Origin of the sequence: Salmonella sp. SAL03688 (assembly GCF_046551895.1) — a bacterium.
GTDB lineage: Bacteria > Pseudomonadota > Gammaproteobacteria > Enterobacterales > Enterobacteriaceae > Salmonella > Salmonella enterica.
In genome coordinates, this window is sequence record NZ_JBGDVI010000008.1 from 1 (window position 1) to 19,418 (window position 19,418).

The 19,418-nt window shown below is 52.2% G+C and carries 19 protein-coding genes and 1 other RNA gene; 10 read left to right on the plus strand and 10 right to left on the minus strand.

Going from position 1 to position 19,418, the window contains the following annotated elements; genetic code table 11:
* Positions 1–103: 103 nt before the first annotated feature.
* Entirely contained in the window at positions 104–1,159 is a 1,056-nt protein-coding gene (gene cdsH, locus ACLJR2_RS10225; protein WP_000987851.1) for a cysteine desulfhydrase, read from the minus strand.
* Positions 1,160–1,271: 112 nt separating this feature from the next.
* Between cdsH and decR the strand changes: the two genes are divergently transcribed.
* From decR to amtB, 5 genes are all read left to right on the plus strand, one after another.
* Positions 1,272–1,730, plus strand: coding sequence for a DNA-binding transcriptional regulator DecR (gene decR, locus ACLJR2_RS10230; RefSeq protein ID WP_000884593.1), 459 nt, complete (start codon positions 1,272–1,274; stop codon positions 1,728–1,730).
* A 40-nt stretch (positions 1,731–1,770) separates the two neighbouring features.
* Complete coding sequence (locus tag ACLJR2_RS10235) at positions 1,771–3,543, plus strand: SmdA family multidrug ABC transporter permease/ATP-binding protein (protein ID WP_001235561.1); 1,773 nt, start codon at positions 1,771–1,773, stop codon at positions 3,541–3,543.
* Positions 3,536–5,317 (plus strand): SmdB family multidrug efflux ABC transporter permease/ATP-binding protein, encoded by a 1,782-nt coding sequence (locus ACLJR2_RS10240; RefSeq protein WP_001256076.1) that lies wholly within the window; start codon positions 3,536–3,538, stop codon positions 5,315–5,317. Before ACLJR2_RS10235 ends, ACLJR2_RS10240 begins: the two co-directional genes overlap by 8 nt.
* 212 nt (positions 5,318–5,529) lie before the next feature.
* Positions 5,530–5,868, plus strand: a complete 339-nt coding sequence (gene glnK / locus ACLJR2_RS10245; protein ID WP_000780341.1) for a P-II family nitrogen regulator — start codon at positions 5,530–5,532, stop codon at positions 5,866–5,868.
* Positions 5,869–5,899: 31 nt separating this feature from the next.
* A complete protein-coding gene (gene amtB, locus ACLJR2_RS10250) occupies positions 5,900–7,186 on the plus strand; it encodes an ammonium transporter AmtB (RefSeq protein WP_000684924.1) in 1,287 nt (428 codons plus the stop codon).
* Between the two features lie 99 nt (positions 7,187–7,285).
* Here the strand turns inward: amtB and tesB are convergent, their stop codons facing one another.
* Positions 7,286–8,146, minus strand: coding sequence for an acyl-CoA thioesterase II (gene tesB, locus ACLJR2_RS10255; protein WP_000084176.1), 861 nt, complete (start codon positions 8,144–8,146; stop codon positions 7,286–7,288).
* Between the two features lie 214 nt (positions 8,147–8,360).
* On the opposite strand from tesB, the gene ACLJR2_RS10260 reads away from it, so the two are divergent.
* Positions 8,361–8,930 carry a YbaY family lipoprotein gene (locus ACLJR2_RS10260; protein WP_000779802.1) on the plus strand — a complete coding sequence of 190 codons (570 nt, stop codon included), beginning with the start codon at positions 8,361–8,363 and terminating at the stop codon, positions 8,928–8,930.
* 32 nt (positions 8,931–8,962) lie between these two features.
* Here the strand turns inward: ACLJR2_RS10260 and ACLJR2_RS10265 are convergent, their stop codons facing one another.
* Positions 8,963–9,352 carry an MGMT family protein gene (locus ACLJR2_RS10265; protein WP_000961285.1) on the minus strand — a complete coding sequence of 130 codons (390 nt, stop codon included), beginning with the start codon at positions 9,350–9,352 and terminating at the stop codon, positions 8,963–8,965.
* A gap of 84 nt (positions 9,353–9,436) precedes the next feature.
* Here ACLJR2_RS10265 and ffs point away from each other — a divergent pair.
* An RNA gene (ffs, locus tag ACLJR2_RS10270) (signal recognition particle sRNA small type) lies at positions 9,437–9,533 on the plus strand.
* 49 nt (positions 9,534–9,582) lie between these two features.
* Here ffs and ACLJR2_RS10275 read toward each other — a convergent pair.
* Entirely contained in the window at positions 9,583–11,133 is a 1,551-nt protein-coding gene (locus tag ACLJR2_RS10275) for an EAL domain-containing protein (protein WP_000213145.1), read from the minus strand.
* A gap of 224 nt (positions 11,134–11,357) precedes the next feature.
* Between ACLJR2_RS10275 and ACLJR2_RS10280 the strand changes: the two genes are divergently transcribed.
* The gene (locus ACLJR2_RS10280; RefSeq protein WP_000801422.1) at positions 11,358–11,621 is read left to right on the plus strand and encodes a type B 50S ribosomal protein L31; all 264 of its coding nucleotides are present in this window, start codon (positions 11,358–11,360) and stop codon (positions 11,619–11,621) included.
* A 1-nt stretch (position 11,622) separates the two neighbouring features.
* Positions 11,623–11,763 carry a type B 50S ribosomal protein L36 gene (gene ykgO, locus ACLJR2_RS10285; protein ID WP_001197749.1) on the plus strand — a complete coding sequence of 47 codons (141 nt, stop codon included), beginning with the start codon at positions 11,623–11,625 and terminating at the stop codon, positions 11,761–11,763.
* 55 nt (positions 11,764–11,818) lie between these two features.
* On the opposite strand, the gene ACLJR2_RS10290 is transcribed toward ykgO, so the two are convergent.
* The 6 genes from ACLJR2_RS10290 to acrA all read right to left on the minus strand — a co-directional run bounded on the left by ACLJR2_RS10290 (position 11,819) and on the right by acrA (position 18,618).
* Complete coding sequence (locus tag ACLJR2_RS10290) at positions 11,819–12,289, minus strand: YlaC family protein (RefSeq protein ID WP_000136183.1); 471 nt, start codon at positions 12,287–12,289, stop codon at positions 11,819–11,821.
* A 117-nt stretch (positions 12,290–12,406) separates the two neighbouring features.
* The gene (maa, locus tag ACLJR2_RS10295) at positions 12,407–12,958 is read right to left on the minus strand and encodes a maltose O-acetyltransferase (protein WP_001278793.1); all 552 of its coding nucleotides are present in this window, start codon (positions 12,956–12,958) and stop codon (positions 12,407–12,409) included.
* Between the two features lie 178 nt (positions 12,959–13,136).
* On the minus strand, positions 13,137–13,355 hold the full coding sequence (locus ACLJR2_RS10300; RefSeq protein WP_001280991.1) for an HHA domain-containing protein: 219 nt from the start codon (positions 13,353–13,355) through the stop codon (positions 13,137–13,139).
* Between the two features lie 27 nt (positions 13,356–13,382).
* Entirely contained in the window at positions 13,383–13,757 is a 375-nt protein-coding gene (tomB, locus tag ACLJR2_RS10305) for an Hha toxicity modulator TomB (protein ID WP_000344807.1), read from the minus strand.
* A gap of 495 nt (positions 13,758–14,252) precedes the next feature.
* Positions 14,253–17,402: an efflux RND transporter permease AcrB gene (acrB, locus tag ACLJR2_RS10310; protein WP_001132508.1), complete on the minus strand. Its 3,150-nt coding sequence runs from the start codon at positions 17,400–17,402 to the stop codon at positions 14,253–14,255.
* Positions 17,403–17,424: 22 nt separating this feature from the next.
* Entirely contained in the window at positions 17,425–18,618 is a 1,194-nt protein-coding gene (acrA, locus tag ACLJR2_RS10315; RefSeq protein ID WP_001039202.1) for a multidrug efflux RND transporter periplasmic adaptor subunit AcrA, read from the minus strand.
* A gap of 141 nt (positions 18,619–18,759) precedes the next feature.
* On the opposite strand from acrA, the gene acrR reads away from it, so the two are divergent.
* Positions 18,760–19,413: a multidrug efflux transporter transcriptional repressor AcrR gene (gene acrR / locus ACLJR2_RS10320; protein WP_000101754.1), complete on the plus strand. Its 654-nt coding sequence runs from the start codon at positions 18,760–18,762 to the stop codon at positions 19,411–19,413.
* The last annotated feature ends 5 nt before the right edge of the window (positions 19,414–19,418 follow it).

Below are 19,418 nucleotides of genomic sequence, written 5' to 3' on the forward strand. Positions count from 1 at the left end.
TGCAAATGTCAGATCGTATGCGCCTGTTAGGGCGCGGCTGGTAAGAAAGCCTTACAGGCGCATCAGAAAAACCTCCGGCTATGCCGGAGGATATTTATTGTTTCTAGTCGCCGGTAAGTAATTTTTCGATGGCCGCTGACCACGGCGTCAAATCGCCGATATGGTCGCTAACCCAGGACGGATGGTAATAGGTATCCAGATAGCGATCGCCGCTATCGCACAATAACGTCACGATAGCGCCGGTTTCTCCAGCCTCGCGCATCCGGGCCGCAAGCTGCAGCGCTCCCCACATATTCGTGCCGGTAGAGGCGCCGACTTTACGGCCTAGCTGCGTTTCCAGCCAGTGTGCGGTGGCAACGCTGGCGGCGTCCGGCACGCGCAGCATCTCATCCACGACATCCGGAATAAAAGAAGGCTCTACTCGCGGACGACCAATTCCTTCAATTTTACTGCCCACCGGGCTGCGTAATGAAGCGTCGCGATCCTGCCAGTAAGGTAAAAAGACGGAATTTTCCGGATCCACCACCATGAGCTGAGTATCATAGCCCTGGCAGCGAATATAGCGCCCAATCGTCGCAGAGGTTCCGCCCGTTCCGGCGCTCATGACGATAAATCGCGGTACTGGATGGGGTTCGTTGCGCATCTGGCGGAAAATACTGTCGGCAATATTATTGTTGCCCCGCCAGTCGGTAGCTCGTTCTGCGTAGGTAAACTGGTCCATATAGTGACCGTTCAGTTCATGCGCCAGCCGCTCGGAGGCGGCATAAATTTCGCAGGCGCTCTCCACAAAATGACAGTGGCCGCCGTAAAATTGAATCTGTTCGATTTTACGTTTTGCGGTACAGGCGGGCATGACGGCGATGAACGGTAGTCCCAGTAAACGCGCGAACCAGGCTTCGGAAATCGCCGTTGAGCCTGATGACGCTTCAATAATCGGAGTGCCTTCTTTAATCCAGCCATTGCACAGCCCATAAAGGAACAGCGAGCGCGCCAGACGATGCTTGAGGCTACCGGTGGGATGCGTGCTTTCGTCTTTCAGGTAAAGCTGGATACCTGGAAATGCCGACAGGGGCAAACGAATAAGATGCGTATCCGCCGAGCGCTGGTGGTCAGCGTTAATTTCATTAATGGCATTTTTAACCCAATTGCTACTCATCATTAATATCCATTTATCATTTTGTGCCAAGAGTAGCGAAAAGTACGGAAAAAATTGTTGCTATTTGACCTTTAAATTACAATGTAAGGAGAAAAATATTCTCTATGGAGTGGGTATGTTAGATAAAATTGACCGTAAACTGCTTTGCTTATTGCAGCAGGACTGTACCCTCTCTTTGCAGGCGCTGGCGGATGCCGTTAATCTGACGACAACGCCTTGCTGGAAGCGGCTTAAACGCCTGGAAGATGACGGTATCCTGCTTGGCAGGGTCGCGCTGCTGGACCCGGAAAAACTGGGGCTGGGATTAACTGCTTTTGTGTTGATAAAAACGCAGCACCACAGCAGTGAATGGTACTGTCGGTTCGTGACCGTCGTCTCTGAGATGCCGGAAGTGCTTGGCTTCTGGCGGATGGCGGGGGAATACGACTATCTGATGCGAGTTCAGGTGGCCGACATGAAGCGGTATGACGACTTCTATAAACGTCTGGTCAATAGCGTCCCAGGACTGTCAGACGTCACCTCCAGTTTTGCGATGGAACAGATTAAGTACACCACCTCTCTGCCCATTGAATAATTCTCCCGGTATTGCCGGAAATCATATCAGGAAATAACGCGTGCGATTATTTGCTCAATTAAGCTGGTACTTTCGCCGGGAATGGCGTCGCTATCTTGGCGCGGTGGCCCTGCTTATGCTTATTGCGATGCTTCAGCTGATCCCGCCCAAAGTGGTGGGGATTGTCGTGGATGGCGTAACCGCACAGCATTTTACTCCAGGCCGAATAGCGATGTGGATTGGCACCATTGCTCTGATCGCCGTAGTGGTCTATTTGTTGCGCTATGTCTGGCGCGTGCTGCTATTTGGCGCTTCTTATCAATTAGCCGTCGAACTGCGTGAGGATTATTATCGCCAGCTGAGTCGTCAGCATCCTGAATTTTATCAGCGCCATCGGACGGGCGATCTTATCGCGCGCGCGACGAATGATGTGGATCGCGTCGTATTTGCGGCGGGCGAGGGCGTTCTGACGCTGGTTGACTCGCTGGTAATGGGCTGCGCGGTACTGATTGTCATGTCGACGCAAATTAGCTGGCAGCTAACGCTATTAGCGCTGTTGCCGATGCCGATTATGGCGCTGATGATCAAACGTTACGGCGATCGGCTGCATGATTATTTCAAACTGGCGCAGGCCGCCTTCTCCAGCCTGAACGATCGCACGCAGGAGAGTCTGACCAGCATCCGCATGATCAAAGCGTTTGGTCTGGAGGATCGCCAGTCTTCGCTGTTTGCGGCGGATGCCGAAGATACCGGCAAGAAAAATATGCGCGTGGCGCGTATTGACGCGCGTTTTGATCCAACCATTTACATCGCCATTGGCATGGCGAACCTGCTCGCGATTAGCGGCGGAAGCTGGATGGTGGTTAACGGCAGCCTGACGCTGGGCGAACTCACCAGCTTTATGATGTATCTGGGGTTGATGATTTGGCCGATGCTGGCGCTGGCCTGGATGTTTAATATCGTGGAGCGGGGGAGCGCCGCATACAGCCGCATCCGCGCCATGCTGGCGGAAGCGCCGGTAGTTAAGGATGGCGAAGAGCCGGTCCCGGCGGGGCGCGGCGAACTGACGGCGGCCATTCGTGAGTTTTGTTATCCGCAAACGACGCATCCGGCGCTGGAGAATGTGAACTTTCGTCTTAAACCGGGTCAGATGCTGGGGATATGCGGTCCGACCGGCGCGGGGAAAAGCACAATCTTGTCGCTTATCCAGCGCCATTTTGATGTGACGCAGGGAGAGATCCGATTCCATGACATGCCGTTGACGCATCTGCAACTGGATAGCTGGCGTAGCCGACTGGCGGTCGTCAGCCAGACGCCGTTTTTGTTCTCGGACTCTATTGCCAATAATATTGCACTCGGACGCCCGGAGGCGACTCAGGAGGAGATTGAACAGGTGGCGCGTTTAGCCAGCGTACATGAGGATATTCTCCGTTTGCCTCAGGGCTACGACACGCAGGTAGGTGAACGTGGCGTCATGTTATCGGGAGGGCAAAAACAGCGTATCTCGATTGCCAGAGCGCTACTGTTAAATGCGGAAATTCAGCTTCTTGATGATGCGCTTTCTGCAGTAGATGGCCGCACGGAGCATCAGATTTTGCATAATTTGCGCCAGTGGGGCGAAGGGCGTACGGTCATCATCAGCGCGCATCGTTTATCCGCGCTGACCGACGCCAATGAAATTATCGTTATGCAACATGGTCATGTTGTTCAGCGCGGCGATCACGATCAACTGGCGCAGCAGATTGGCTGGTATCGCGATATGTATCGCTATCAGCAACTGGAGGCCGCTCTGGATGACGCGCCGGAACGCGGCGAGGAGGCGGCGAATGCGTAGTTTTGGACAGCTATGGCCGACGCTGAAACGGTTGCTGGCGTATGGCTCGCCATGGCGAAAACCGCTCTCTGTCGCGGTGATGATGCTGTGGATTGCGGCGGCGGCGGAGGTTAGCGGTCCGCTGCTGATCAGCTATTTCATTGATAACATGGTGGCCCGCCACCATTTACCGTTGGGCAAGGTCGCGGGGCTGGCGGCCGCCTATGTGGGGCTACAGTTTCTGGCGGCGGGTCTCCATTACGCCCAGTCTTTATTATTTAACCGGGCGGCCGTTGGCGTGGTTCAGTCCTTGCGCACGGACGTCATGGATGCCGCCTTGCGTCAGCCGCTAAGCGCCTTCGACACGCAGCCTGTCGGACAATTAATTTCACGCGTGACCAACGATACGGAAGTCATCCGCGATCTATACGTCACGGTCGTCGCAACGGTATTACGTAGCGCGGCGTTGATCGGCGCCATGCTGGTCGCTATGTTCAGCCTTGACTGGCGGATGGCGCTGGTGGCGATTTTGATTTTTCCGGCGGTATTGACCGTGATGATCATTTATCAGCGCTACAGCACGCCGATTGTACGCCGCGTGCGGGCATACCTGGCGGATATTAACGACGGCTTTAACGAAATCATCAATGGGATGAGCGTAATCCAGCAGTTTCGCCAGCAGGCGCGCTTCGGCGAACGCATGGGCGAGGCCAGCCGCTCGCACTACATGGCGCGGATGCAGACGCTGCGCTTGGACGGCTTTTTATTGCGTCCGCTGCTTAGCCTCTTTTCCGCGCTCATTTTATGCGGTTTGTTGATGCTTTTCAGCTTTACGTCTGCCGGCACGATTGAGGTCGGGGTGCTGTATGCGTTCATTAGCTATTTGTCACGTCTGAACGAGCCGCTCATTGAACTGACCACCCAGCAATCCATGCTACAGCAGGCGGTTGTGGCGGGAGAGCGTGTTTTTGAACTGATGGATCGCCCGCGCCAGCGCTATGGCAGCGATGACAGGCCGTTACAAAGCGGGGCGATTGATATTGATCATCTGTCGTTTGCTTACCGCGACGATAATCTTGTTTTACAGGACATTACGCTATCAGTACCGTCCCGTAGCTTTGTGGCGCTGGTGGGGCACACCGGCAGCGGGAAGAGCACGCTCGCCAGCTTATTAATGGGGTATTACCCCCTGACACAAGGCGAAATTCGGCTGGATGGGCGAGAGATCTCCTCTCTTAATCATCGCGTTTTACGCCAGGGCGTGGCGATGGTTCAACAGGACCCGGTAGTGATGGCGGATACCTTTCTGGCTAATGTGACGCTGGGGCGCGATGTCTCCGAGGCGCAGGTGTGGCAGGCGCTGGAAACGGTACAACTGGCAGACCTGGCGCGCGGCCTGAGCGACGGGCTGCATACGCATCTCGGCGAGCAGGGAAATACGCTGTCCGTCGGGCAAAAACAGCTATTGGCGCTGGCGCGCGTGCTGGTTGACGCCCCGCAAATATTAATTCTTGATGAAGCGACGGCCAGCATCGATTCCGGCACGGAGCAGGCGATACAGCAGGCGCTGGCGGCGATTCGCGAGCGCACCACGCTGGTGGTTATTGCCCATCGGCTATCGACAATCGTGGAGGCAGATACCATTCTGGTTCTCCATCGCGGCCAGGCGGTGGAGCGCGGGACGCATCAACAATTGCTGGCGGCGCAAGGGCGCTACTGGCAAATGTATCAATTACAGTTAGTTGGCGAGGAGTTAGCCGCCAGCGTACACGAAGAATCCGGCCCTACGGCGTAAGGTTTGGCGCCACAGGGCAAAACCGCGCCCATCATGCACCGTCGTGGTGCGTTTTTCTTTCCCTGCTTCGATTTTGGGGCGCGTCAATATAAAGACGCGCCGCTAACCGCGCTTTTCCTCGCTCGCCAGCTTCTGGCACATCCTTTGCAATATCCATTCTGAAGAGTCCATGCGCGGCGGCAGCCGTTACCTAATTCTGACTGGAGGGTTCTATGAAGCTGGTTACCGTGATTATCAAACCGTTCAAGCTGGAGGATGTGCGGGAGGCGCTTTCTTCCATTGGCATTCAGGGACTGACCGTCACCGAAGTGAAAGGGTTTGGCCGTCAGAAAGGACACGCCGAACTGTATCGCGGCGCGGAGTACAGCGTGAATTTCCTGCCGAAGGTCAAAATTGATGTGGCTATCGCCGACGACCAACTGGAAGAGGTGATCGATATCATCAGTAAAGCGGCTTACACCGGAAAAATTGGCGACGGCAAAATTTTCGTCGCGGAGCTCATGCGCGTTATTCGGATTCGTACCGGCGAAGCTGACGAAGCAGCGCTGTAAGACCCGCCACACAGCAACAGGAAATGAAAAAATGAAGATAGCGATGATAAAAACCACACTGGCTTCAATGGCGCTGCTGCCTGGGCTAACGATAGCCGCGCCAGCGGTTGCCGATAAAGCGGATAGTGCTTTTATGATGATTTGCACCGCGCTGGTGCTGTTCATGACGATACCGGGTATCGCGCTGTTTTACGGCGGATTAATTCGCGCCAAGAACGTGCTGTCAATGTTAACGCAAGTGACCGTCACCTTTGCGCTGGTCTGTATTTTATGGGTGGTGTACGGCTATTCGCTGGCTTTTGGCGAAGGGAATCATTTCTTCGGTAATGCCGATGGGGCGATGTTGAAGAATATCGCGTTGACGGCGGTAACGGGTACGATTTATCAGTATATTCATGTCGCGTTTCAGGGATCTTTCGCCTGTATTACCGTCGGGCTGATTGTCGGCGCGCTGGCGGAGCGTATTCGTTTTTCGGCGGTACTGATTTTTGTCGTGGTGTGGTTCACGCTCTCTTATATTCCGATTGCGCACATGGTGTGGGGCGGCGGCCTGCTGGCTGCTCACGGCGCGCTGGATTTTGCCGGTGGTACGGTGGTGCATATTAACGCCGCTATCGCCGGGCTGGTGGGGGCTTATTTAATTGGCAAACGCGTCGGCTTTGGGAAAGAAGCATTTAAACCCCATAACCTGCCGATGGTCTTTACCGGTACTGCGATTCTGTATATCGGCTGGTTTGGGTTTAACGCGGGTTCTGCGGGTAGCGCAAACGAGATAGCAGCGCTGGCCTTTGTGAACACCGTGGTGGCGACCGCCGCCGCGATTCTGGGGTGGATTATCGGCGAGTGGACGCTACGCGGTAAGCCTTCCCTGCTGGGAGCGTGTTCCGGCGCGATTGCCGGTCTGGTCGGCGTGACGCCAGCCTGTGGCTATGTTGGCGTTGGCGGCGCGCTGGTTATCGGCGTTATTGCGGGTCTGGCGGGATTGTGGGGAGTCACCATGCTTAAACGTCTGCTACGGGTAGATGATCCGTGCGACGTATTTGGCGTTCACGGCGTTTGCGGAATAGTCGGCTGTATCCTGACCGGCGTTTTTGCCGCCAGTTCGCTGGGCGGCGTTGGCTTTGTCGACGGCGTTACGATGGGACATCAGGTGATGGTACAGCTGGAAAGTATTGCTATTACGGTCGTCTGGTCCGGTGTTGTCGCGTTTGTTGGTTACAAACTGGCGGATATCTTTGTTGGACTGCGTGTACCGGAAGAGCAGGAGCGCGAGGGGCTGGATGTGAACAGTCACGGCGAGAATGCGTATAACGCGTGATTGCGCAACATGCCTGATGGCGCTGCGCTGACCCAGTCTACCGTAGGCCGGATAAGCGCAGCGTCATCAGGCCATTAACGCCGCATAGCGGCATGTTTTTTAATTGTGATTACGCATTACCCCTTCCTGCACGGTTGAAGCGACCAACGCGCCATCCTGAGTATAAAACTCGCCGCGAACAAAGCCCCGGGCGCTGGAGGCGGAAGTGCTCTCCACGCTATAAAGTAGCCATTCATTAAAATTGAACGGACGATGGAACCACATAGAGTGATCAATAGTGGCGATCTGAATGCCCTTTTCCAGAAAACCGATGCCGTGAGGCTGAAGCGCGACGGGAAGGAAATTCAGATCCGAGGCATATCCCAGTAAATATTGATGGACGCGAATGTCATCCGGAACGGTGCCGTTGGCGCGAATCCATACCTGACGCACAGGCGCGGCGACGTGACCTTTCAACGGATTGTGAAATTCGACGGGACGAATTTCCAGCGGGCGATCGCAGAGAAACTTTTCTTTCAGAATCGGCGGCAGTAAATGCGCCAGCGATTGCGCGATTTCCGTTTCTGACGGTAGTCCTTCCGGCCCGACTGCCGTCGGCATGGTTTTTTGATGTTCAAAACCCGGTTCCGGCGCCTGGAATGAGGCGGTCATATAAAAGATGGGTTTCCCGTTCTGAATAGCGGCAACGCGGCGGGCGCTGAAGCTGTTCCCATCGCGCAGCACTTCTACGTCATAGATAATGGGTTTTTGGCTGTCGCCTGGCCGCAGAAAATAACTGTGGAATGAATGTACCAGTCGCGCTTCCGGCACCGTTTCTTTGGCGGCATAGAGCGCCTGGCCCACCACCTGACCGCCAAATACCTGGCGCAGCCCTAAGTCTTCACTTTGGCCCCGAAAGAGTCCTTCTTCAATTTTTTCCAGATTCAATAATGTCAGCAAATTATTCAGTGTCTGACTCATACATACTCTCCAGGTGACAACGATGCCGAAGCGAGGTAGGGCAGAGTATAACGCAATTTTGCAAGTGGTCCGATGGGTACAAAAGTCTGAATAACAGACCAATTCCAGGCAAAAATGAGTGACATGTGCCACACTTAATCACGTTATGTTTCTGTTAACCACTCTTCCGGCGGGGGGAAAGGCCTGCTGGTGCATTGATGATAAGGAGAATTGAATGAAACTCGTGCACATCGTAAGTGGTTTAGCGGTTGCGATATCTCTGGCGGCCTGCGCTGATAAAAGCGCTGATATCCAGACGCCTGCGCCAAACCCTAACATGTCGATTACAGCTAACCAGTCTACTATTCAGCAACCCAATGTTTCCGGTACCGTCTGGATCCGCCAGAAGGTCGCTCTGCCGCCAGATGCGGTGCTGACCGTGACGCTTTCAGATGCTTCGCTGGCTGATGCGCCGTCTAAGGTGCTGTCGCAAAAAGCGGTACGTACCGAAGGTAAACAGGCGCCTTTCAGTTTTGTGTTGCCGTTTAACCCATCAGATATTCAACCTAACGCGCGTATTCTCCTGAGCGCGGCCATCACCGTTGACAATAAGCTGGTATTTATTACCGATAGCGTGAAACCGGTGATTAATAATGGCGGCACTAAAGCGGATCTGACGCTGGTACCGGTACAGCAAACGGCGGTGCCTGTGCAGGCCAGCGGCGGTGCGACGACGACGGTTCCATCGACCTCACCGACCCAGGTCAATCCGTCTTCTGCCGTTCCTGCGCCTACCCAGTATTAATCCTGCGCCACCCCTCTCCGTTACGGAGAGGGTTAATACACCCAGCGATAGCGTTGTAAATCGATTTGTCCGCTTCCCGACACCACCACGCCTTCCGCCAGTAATGCCTGACGTTGCCGCTGTAGATCCGGCCCGGTAAGTGATATTGCGCCGTGGCGGTTCACCACCCGATGCCATGGTAAAGTGCTGCCTTCCGGCAGACGTTTTAAAACTCCGCCGACCTGACGCGCCGCCCGAGGCGAACCGGCAAGCCGGGCGACATCACCGTAGGTCGTGACAAATCCTTCCGGGATCGAGGCGACGATTTGCCAGACGCGTTGAGGAAATGTGTCCTGAATATCCATAATAGAATCCTGCGTTAATGCTTCAGGATAATCTGGAATAAGGGGGGAGGAAAGCCCGGATGCGCAAGAAACCAGCATCCGATGCCTGATGGGTTGCAATTGCGCGATATAGCAGTGATAATGCGCCTGCGCGTTGGTTCACAACGCTCTCAATGGGGGCTCTGTTGGTTCTCCCGCAACGCTACTCTGTTTACCAGGTCAGGTCCGGAAGGAAGCAGCCAAGGCAGATGACGCGTGTGCCGGGATGTAGCTGGCAGGGCCCCCACCCATTTGTGCCTCTCCACACTGTTCTTTTCTGCTGTGCGACGTTATAGCCGCTGTTCCGCCCAAAGAATAAATGCCGTAGCGGGTAGGGGTTTACTGTATAACCAGCCCTGACCATAATGTACGCCATGCTGGCGTAGCCACTGTTCTTGCCTGGTCGTTTCGATGCCTTCTGCGACCATCTTGAGTTTGAGCGTTTTCGCCATTTCAATAATATGCGGCGTGACGTTTTTATATTCCAGCGCATCGACAAAAGATTTATCAATTTTAAGGACATCCACATCCAGATTTTGTAAGTAGCTGAGGCTGGAATAGCCGGTGCCAAAGTCATCAATATAAATGGAATGACCCGCGTTACGGTATCTGGCGACAATGGGCGCGCTGGTTTTCGGATCGGCGAACTCGCGCTCCGTTAACTCAAGCGCGATTTGCGACGGAGAAATTTGGCTACGGTTCAGCAGCGTGCTTAACAGCGTCGGCAACGTTTCCGACGCCAGATCGGATGCCTCAAGATTGATTGAAATATGTTGTTCGGGATGGGACTTTAACCAACTCCCCATGTCTTCAAAAACGGTTTCGATGATTAGCCGGGTTAGCGGCTCCGTGAGCCCGGTTTGTTCAGCCAGCGCGATAAAAATTTCCGGCGAAAGGAAGGTGCCGTCCGCCTGTTGCCAGCGAGCTAAGGCTTCGGCACCGACAATTTTTCCGCTGCTCAGGGAGACAATAGGCTGATAGTGTACGTTAATTTCGCGATTGTCTATCGCATCCTGGAGACGGTGGCGGGGCGACTGTAGCCGACGCAAAATACGCAGAATAAAGGCCGCAGCCAGCAGACCCGTTACGATGCCCGCCGGTAGCCAGATAAACGCTTGTCGATACCAGCTCCTTTCCAGCGGAGCGGTCGGTGCCCAGCTTACGATAGTTATACCCATTTCCGGAAAGGGGTGGATAGCATACTGAATGCCTCGGTTTTCCAGCCGCAGGGGCGTCTCATGGTGAATGAGCGGAAGAATAGCGGGGTCAAGGTTACCGCTGCTGGCAACCACAGTATTGCGTTCCCGGCCAATAATAGCGACGTCAATCGGCCATGCGCCAAACGGAATCACATCGATAAAGGACGCCGGGTCGATCATCACGATATAGCTGTCGCTCCCGAGTGCCGCCATATAGCGTTTTATACCCAGATCGTTTTGCGCCGTAAACCAGGCGCGATAACCGTCGCGAGTGATTTTCATAGGCGGAGGGAAAGCGGGAATATGGCTCTCTTTTTCAAGTGAGGAGCAAACGGGAATCGAATTTTTAAGATACAGAACTTCCTGGACATACCGAAAGCTATAAGACACGCGGCGCATGGCGAGTAAATGGGCGCTGCTGCAGGGCTCGCCTTTAAAGGAGGCAATATGCGTTAACGCGGCTTTTGCCTGGTCACTGACCCTTTCTGTACGTAGCGCCACCCGGGACGAGAAGATATCCAGCTCTTCATTAAACCTTTTTTCAACTTGACGGTGCGCCAGCCACAGGCTCAATCCTATCGGGAAAAGGACAGACAGGATAAGCACTCCCGTTACCAGGCTGACCAGATGTCGTGTTGTCACAGTGATGTCCTTATAAACACAGCGTAGAGAAAGTATATCCGATCGTAAATCGCGCCCTCGAATGATAAAGCTATTTTATCGATTTTACAGATTCAGGCGCCAGACTAACGCGTTACGCCACATTGCTTTTGCCGCCAGGAAGAGATCGTGAATGTTTACCGGTTGAAAAAGGAACGTTGATAGCGTATTTTATTGTTATGTTATAACATAATTGAGAGGGCGCAATGAAACCTGATATTCATCCTGTATACCGCACCGTCGTATTTCATGACACCAGCGTAAATGAATATGTGAAAGTGGGATCAACTATCAAAACTGAACGTGAAATCGAACTGGACGGCGTGACATATCCGTATGTCACTATTGATGTGTCATCAAAATCGCATCCTTTTTATACCGGTAGACAGAAAACGTTTGATAGCGAAAGTAGCGCCGCACGCTTCCAGAAACGTTTCGGTCATTTTATCGGCGCTAAAAGGGGTAAATGAAATGCAGGTGTTAAACTCACTTCGCAATGCAAAACAACGGCATCCGGATTGCCAGATAGTCAAACGCAAAGGACGCTTATACGTGATTTGTAAAACAAATCCGCGTTTTAAGGCGGTTCAGGGGCGTAAAAAAAGACGTTAAAAAAACAACAGTTCAGGGAAAGCAGTGCGTACCAGGGAGGGTGCGCACTTTTTTATTACCGGCTGGCTTCTGCGCGGGCCAGCGTAAAAATATCGTAGAAGGAAAGTTCGCCCTTACGGGCAACCATTTTTTGCAGCTGGACTTTATGTTCATTATCCACCTGTGGAGACTGAAGAATCGTCTCAATGAGCGTGGGGGGAACAAAGCGGGTGTTGTACCATTCGCCGTTGTAACAGACCCGGAGGTCCAGCACATCGATGTCGTTATAGTGATAACGCGGGGCGATGTCGAAAAAGAAGAAGCCATTAAATGCGATAAATAACACCACTAACAGCCACACTGACCCCACCAGCGTTTCTGATTGCAGCATGACCGCCAGCGTCGCAAACCAGGCTGCATACATCGCGATAAATAACCCAGGATGCTTGCGGATAAAACTGATACTAAAACGCGGCCTGTTATCGCGTTTTTCACGGACGTTTAAGTCATCAATAGTTTCGCTAAGCAGGCGCTGTATCTCTGTCATCTTTTGCCTTCATGATTTCTGCGACATAGGGGGTAGTAACAGCCCATTTTAAAGGGAGGTGTAACGTGAAAAAAGTAACAGATTAACCACGAATTAGCATAACAGTTATCATTTTAACTACAATTTTTTAATGATTCGCGCCGGGTTTCCACCTACCACGACGTCTGGCGGTACGTTTTTTGTCACCACAGCGCCTGAAGCGACGACGACGTTATCGCCGATGGTTACGCCAGGATTAACGACGGCTCGTCCGCCTATCCAGACGTTATTTCCGATAGTGACGGGTTTACCTAATTCTCTGCCGCTGTTGCGTTCGACGGCGTCCAGCGGGTGCGTGGCGGTATAGATATGTACCCCTGGCGCGAGCATACAATTATCGCCAATATGAATTGGGCAAACATCAAGCATGACGCAGTCGAAGTTAGCGTAAAAGGAGTGACCAAGAAAAATATTATAGCCGTAGTCGCAACGAAAGGAAGGTTCAATATAGGCGTCTTCGCATCGACCCAACAGGTCGCGTAAAATCGCCTGACGCTTATTTATTTCATCAGGCGTAGTATAATTGTATTGATGGATGAGTTGACGCGCCCGCAGTCGATCCTGGCATAAAGTTTCATCGGTCGGGCAATACAGTGCCCCAGCGATCATTTTTTGTTTTTCGTCACTCATCGCGCGCTCCCCTTGGTGGATATTATCGCAATAGAAGCAATAATAAAGTATTAGAGGGAACGTTCCCTGCTATTGGTATGTGATCTATATCACTGTTCTATAATAGCCCGTTGTGTTATTAGCCAGAACGAGGAGGCAGATAACACCTGCGTGTTCTCTAAAAAGTAATGTAGCGTGATTAACGAATGAATTTCCATACTGAAGAGGGGATCTTGTCGTAGAGTTTGTTCATCGTCAATTCTGCAAGACGGTGATCCGCAGCTGAGTAAAATACAGCCAGCTCATTGTCGGACAATTCATATTTATTTTTCTCAATGACGCGCTCCAGAGTGTCAATTGTCTGACAGCGCCGTAAACGCATCAAATAATCAGTTTTAGTTAATGGTTTATCAGACATAAATTCTACCTATGATTGTAATAATTTTTAACAAGACAAACTAACAGGATTAGCCCTGGTGGCGTTGACGAAACAACGGAACAGGCGGTTGCCCGATTTACGCCATTTTTGCAAATCCTGCGTATTAATACCATAGCTGCTGAACAACATAAAGGTGTCGTCCAGGTATTCATCTATCTGCGCAATCAATTTATTGTCTTCATTATACTTAATTTTATAATTAAGCGCGAAAGTTGCAATATGCTCTATCAGCTCATTGAGCTGCAGGTTGACTGCTGAGGTCGGGTCATTAACCCAGCCATGGTTGCTTTCTTCAAGGTTTGCAAGACAGTCATGATACAGGGTTTCGCAAAGAAATTTAAGCTGTGCTATATCATGTCTTTTGGGTGAGTATTCGTCCATAATGCATCCCCTTTTTAGTGGCTTAAACTAACCGAACACCTTCGGGATGGATACAACTAACTAACCTGGTACTTCCCACGTCACCTTATGATTTAACTATAATCTACTCTAAAAAACTTTTCATCGTCATATTACGAAAAATTACAATTGCGTGAAAGCCGCGTGTTGCCATACTTTTTCGAATTTTAACAGTGATCGTCGGTCGCCTAAAAAGGAACCAGTTTTATTGTTTGTGTAATCATTGGGTTAACGTTTTTTAGCTTTTCAGGCTAAAACAATAGACTCTGACAGGAGAAAATAGCCAGGAATATTCTTAATATTTCTTAATTAATGGATGAATTAAGAAATGGCCAACTTTCCTAAGAAAAGCCTTTAACGCAGTAAGGATTATACCTTTTATTAATATGGCAAAAAATAATCAATCTAACAATAAGCGTATTTTATGATTTTTGCGTAAAAAAGGCCGCTTGCGCGGCCTTATCAACAGTGAGCAAATCAGCGATGTTCTGTCGAATGACTATGCTCAATATCTTCGCTTTTACGGCTAAAGCGGCGGCGTACCACCACGAAGAAGACCGGTACGAAGAAAATAGCCAGTACGGTTGCCGTTACCATCCCGCCCAGTACGCCAGTACCTACCGCATTCTGCGCGCCGGAACCCGCGCCGGAACTGATAACCAGCGGCATAACCCCCAGCATGAACGCTAACGAGGTCATCAGAATCGGGCGCAAACGCATCCGGACGGCCTCCAGCGTCGCTTCTACCAGACCTTTCCCTTCTTTATCCATTAAGTCTTTGGCGAATTCGACGATAAGTATCGCGTTCTTCGCCGACAACCCAATGGTTGTGAGCAGGCCCACCTGGAAGTAAACGTCGTTAGTCAGTCCGCGGAAGGTCGCAGCCAGCAGCGCGCCGATAACCCCAAGCGGAACAACCAGCATTACGGAGAACGGGATAGACCAGCTCTCATACAATGCCGCCAGACACAGGAAGACGACGATCAGCGAGATAGCATACAGGGCAGGGGCCTGGTTGCCGGACAACCGTTCCTGGTAGGACATCCCGGTCCAGTCATACCCAATGCCTGACGGCAGCTTGCTGGCCAGTTCCTCCATCATCGCCATCGCTTCACCAGTACTCTTGCCTGGCGCCGCCTGACCCAGAATTTCCATCGAAGGCAGACCGTTATAGCGTTCCAGACGCGGCGAACCATATTCCCAGCGGGAAGAGGAGAATGCGGAGAACGGCACCATCTGACCATCGCTACCACGAACGTACCAGTCGTTAATATCATCCGGCAACATGCGGTATTTCGCTTCGGACATCACGTAAACTTTCTTCACACGACCGCGATCGATAAAGTCGTTTACATAGCTGCCGCCCCATGCTGCGCCCAGCGTAGTATTAATGTCGCTAATAGACACGCCCAGCGCCTGAGCTTTTTCCTGGTCGATATCGATTTTAAACTGCGGCGTATCTTCCAGGCCGTTAGGTCGAACGCCGACCAGCAGATCAGGATATTTCGCCACCTCGCCGAACAACTGATTACGTGCCTGGGTGAGTTTTTCATGGCCAAGTCCCGCCTGGTCAATCAACTCGAAGTCAAACCCGGTTGCGGTGCCCAGTTCAACAATCGCCGGTAGGTTAAAGGCGAAGACCATCGCATCTTTAATTTGTGAAAACGCTGCGGTTGCCCGCTGGGTAATCGCTTCAACCTTGTTTTTTTCGCCTGGACGATCGGCCCAGTCTTTCAACGACACGAATGCAATACCGGTATTCTGACCGCGCCCTGCAAAACCGAAGCCGTTGACGGCGAATACCGATTCAACGTTGGCTTTCTCTTTGTTCAGATAGTAATCCGTGACCTCATCCAGCACTTTTTGTGTGCGCTCTTGCGTCGCGCCGGCGGGGAGCTGGACCATTGTCAGGAATACGCCCTGGTCTTCATCCGGCAAGAAAGAGCTTGGCAGACGAACGAACAGATAAGCCATACCGACGACGATAATGAGATAGAGCAGCAGGTAACGCCCGGTGCTGCGCAGAATATTCCCTACGCTATCGGTGTAGTGATGCGTGCTCTTATCGAACAGGCGGTTAAACCAGCCGAAAAAGCCTTTTTTCCCTTCGCCATGATCGCCTTTGGCGACGGGTTTGAGCATCGTCGCGCACAGCGCGGGCGTCAGGATCAGCGCGACCAGCACCGACAGCGCCATCGCCGATACGATGGTGATAGAGAACTGACGATAAATTGCCCCGGTTGAGCCGCCAAAGAAGGCCATCGGAATAAATACCGCCGACAGTACCATCGCGATACCCACCAATGCGCCCTGAATCTGGCCCATGGATTTGCGCGTCGCTTCCTTCGGCGGAAGGCCTTCTTCCGTCATAACACGTTCGACGTTCTCGACCACCACGATGGCGTCATCCACCAGCAAGCCGATGGCGAGCACCATCCCGAACATCGTCAGCGTGTTTATCGAGAAACCGAATGCCGCAAGCACGGCAAAGGTTCCCAACAACACCACCGGAACCGCAATAGTCGGAATCAACGTCGCGCGGAAGTTCTGCAGGAACAGGTACATCACCAGGAACACGAGGATAATCGCTTCGACCAGCGTTTTTACCACTTCATGAATAGAGATCTTCACGAACGGCGTGGTGTCATACGGGTAGACGATTTTCATCCCTGGCGGGAAGAATGGTTCCATTTTTTTCAGTTCGGCGCGAATAGCGGTAGCGGTATCCAGCGCGTTGGCGCCGGTAGCCAGTTTGATGCCAAGACCTGACGCTGGCTGACCGTTAAATTTCGCGATGACGTCGTAGTTTTCGCCGCCAAGCTCAATTTTCGCTACATCCCGCAGACGAACCTGGGAGCCATCCTGATTCACCTTCAGCAGGATTTTGCCAAACTCATCCGTTGAGGTCAGACGCGTTTGGGCAATAATCGATGCGTTAAGCTGCTGGCCTTTAACCGGCGGCGTACCACCGAGCTGACCTGCCGCGACCTGGGCGTTCTGCGCTTTGATCGCGTTAATCACGTCGACCGGCGTCAGTTGGTATTTGGTCAGCTCTGTCGGATTCATCCAGATACGCATCGCATACTGCGAACCAAACAGCTGAACGTCGCCCACCCCAGAGGTACGGCTGATCGGATCTTTCATATTGGCGGCAACGTAATCCGAAATATCCTCCTGGGTCATGGTGCCGTCGGTGTTAATGACGCCCACTACCATCAGGAAGCTACTTGAGGACTTCTCAACGCTCACGCCCTGTTGCTGTACTTCCTGGGGAAGTAACGGCATTGCCAGTTGCAACTTGTTCTGAACCTGAACCTGCGCGATATCCGCATCGGTGCCGGATTCAAAGGTCAGCGTGATCTGCACGGTCCCCGTGGAGTCACTGTTGGAGGACATGTACATCAGGTTATCGATACCGTTCATATTCTGTTCGATAACCTGCGTGACGGTATCCTGTACCGTTTTCGCATCAGCGCCAGGGTAGGTTGCGGAGATCGTCACTGCTGGTGGCGCAATCGTCGGATATTGCGCTACCGGCAATTTGAGGATCGCGAGCCCCCCTGCCAACATGATGATGATGGCGATCACCCACGCAAATATAGGGCGATCGATAAAGAAATTAGGCATGTCTTAACGGCTCCTGTTTAAGTTAAGACCTGGGCTGAGCAGGTTGATCACCGCTTGCGGCTTGCTGTTTGTTATCCGCGGTAATTTCCTGCACTTTAACCTGTGCGCCAGGACGTACTTTTTGCAGCCCGCTGACGACTACGCGGTCGCCCGCTTTCAACCCGTCAGTGACCAGCCACTTATCGCCGATCGCCTGGCTTGCGACGATTTGGCGGGTTTCCACTTTGTTATCAGCGCCAACCACCAGCACCGTGGCATCGCCGCGTGGAGTACGGGTAACGCCCTGTTGTGGAACCAGTAATGCCGTCGGTTTTGTCCCTTCCTGCAGACGTGCGCGAACGAACATTCCTGGCAATAAGGTGTGATCCGGGTTAGGGAAGATGGCGCGCAAAGTAATAGATCCGGTGGTTTGGTCAACGGTAACGTCGGAGAATTCAAGCGTACCGGATTGCGGGAATTTGATACCGTCGCTGGTCACCAGATCGACCTTCGCTTTGCCGTTTTCCTGCTTCAGCGAACCATTTGCCAGCTCCTGCTTCAGGCGCAGGAAATCATTGCTGGACTGGGTCACATCGACATAAATAGGGTCCAACTGCTGCACTGTCGCCAGCGCCGACGCCTGACCGTTCTGTACCAGCGCGCCTTCCGTTACGGATGACTTACCAATACGACCGCTAATCGGTGAGGTGACTTTGGTATACGCCAGGTTGATACGTGCGGTTTCAACGGCGGCTTTTGCTGCGACAACGGCGGCAGTCGCTTGTTGCGCGTCAGCCAGCGCCTGATCGTATTCCTGCTTACTGATGTACTGCGTACCCAGCAGCTTTTGATAACGCTTCACCGTCAGTTCAGCGATATTCGCGGCGGCCTGCGCTTTTGCCAAATCGCCCTTAGCGCTGTCGTAAGTCGCCTGGTAGGTCGCAGGATCAATCTGATAGAGAGAGACTCCCGCTTCGATATCACTTCCCTCAACGAAATTACGCTTCAGGATAATGCCGCTTACCTGTGGGCGAACTTCGGCGATACGGTAAGCAACGGTACGACCCGGAAGTTCAGTTGTGATTTGCAGTGGTTCCGTTTTTAGTGTGACAACTCCAACTTCTGGCATCTGCTGGCCGCCTTGCTGGTCCTGTTTGTCGTCACATCCTGTTAGCGCTAAGCTGCCTGAGAGCATCAGAACGACCGCCAGAGGCGTTAACCCTCTGTTTTTGTTCATATGTAAACCTCGAGTGTCCGATTTCAAATTGGTCAATGGTCAAAGGTCCTTAAACCCATTGCTGCGTTTATATTATCGTCGTGCTATGGTACATACATCCATAAATGTATGTAAATCTAACGCCTGTAAATTCACCGACATATGGCACGAAAAACCAAACAACAAGCGCTGGAGACACGACAACACATCCTGGATGTGGCCCTGCGTTTGTTCTCGCAGCAAGGCGTATCAGCAACCTCGCTGGCGGAGATTGCGAACGCTGCTGGCGTGACGCGCGGCGCAATCTATTGGCATTTCAAAAATAAGTCGGATTTATTCAGTGAGATCTGGGAGCTATCAGAATCCAATATTGGTGAGCTTGAGATTGAGTATCAGGCAAAATTCCCCGACGATCCACTATCTGTATTAAGAGAAATTTTAGTTCATATTCTTGAAGCTACTGTAACAGAAGAACGACGCCGCTTATTGATGGAGATTATATTCCATAAATGTGAGTTTGTCGGAGAAATGGTTGTGGTTCAACAGGCGCAACGTAGCCTTTGTCTGGAAAGTTACGATCGGATTGAACAAACGTTAAAACATTGTATTAATGCTAAAATGTTGCCTGAAAATCTGCTGACCCGTCGTGCGGCGATACTGATGCGCAGCTTTATTTCAGGGCTCATGGAAAACTGGTTATTTGCTCCGCAATCGTTTGATTTAAAAAAAGAAGCTCGCGCCTACGTCACGATCCTGCTGGAGATGTATCAATTGTGTCCGACGCTGCGCGCGTCGACGTTCAACGGCTCCACCTGATAATA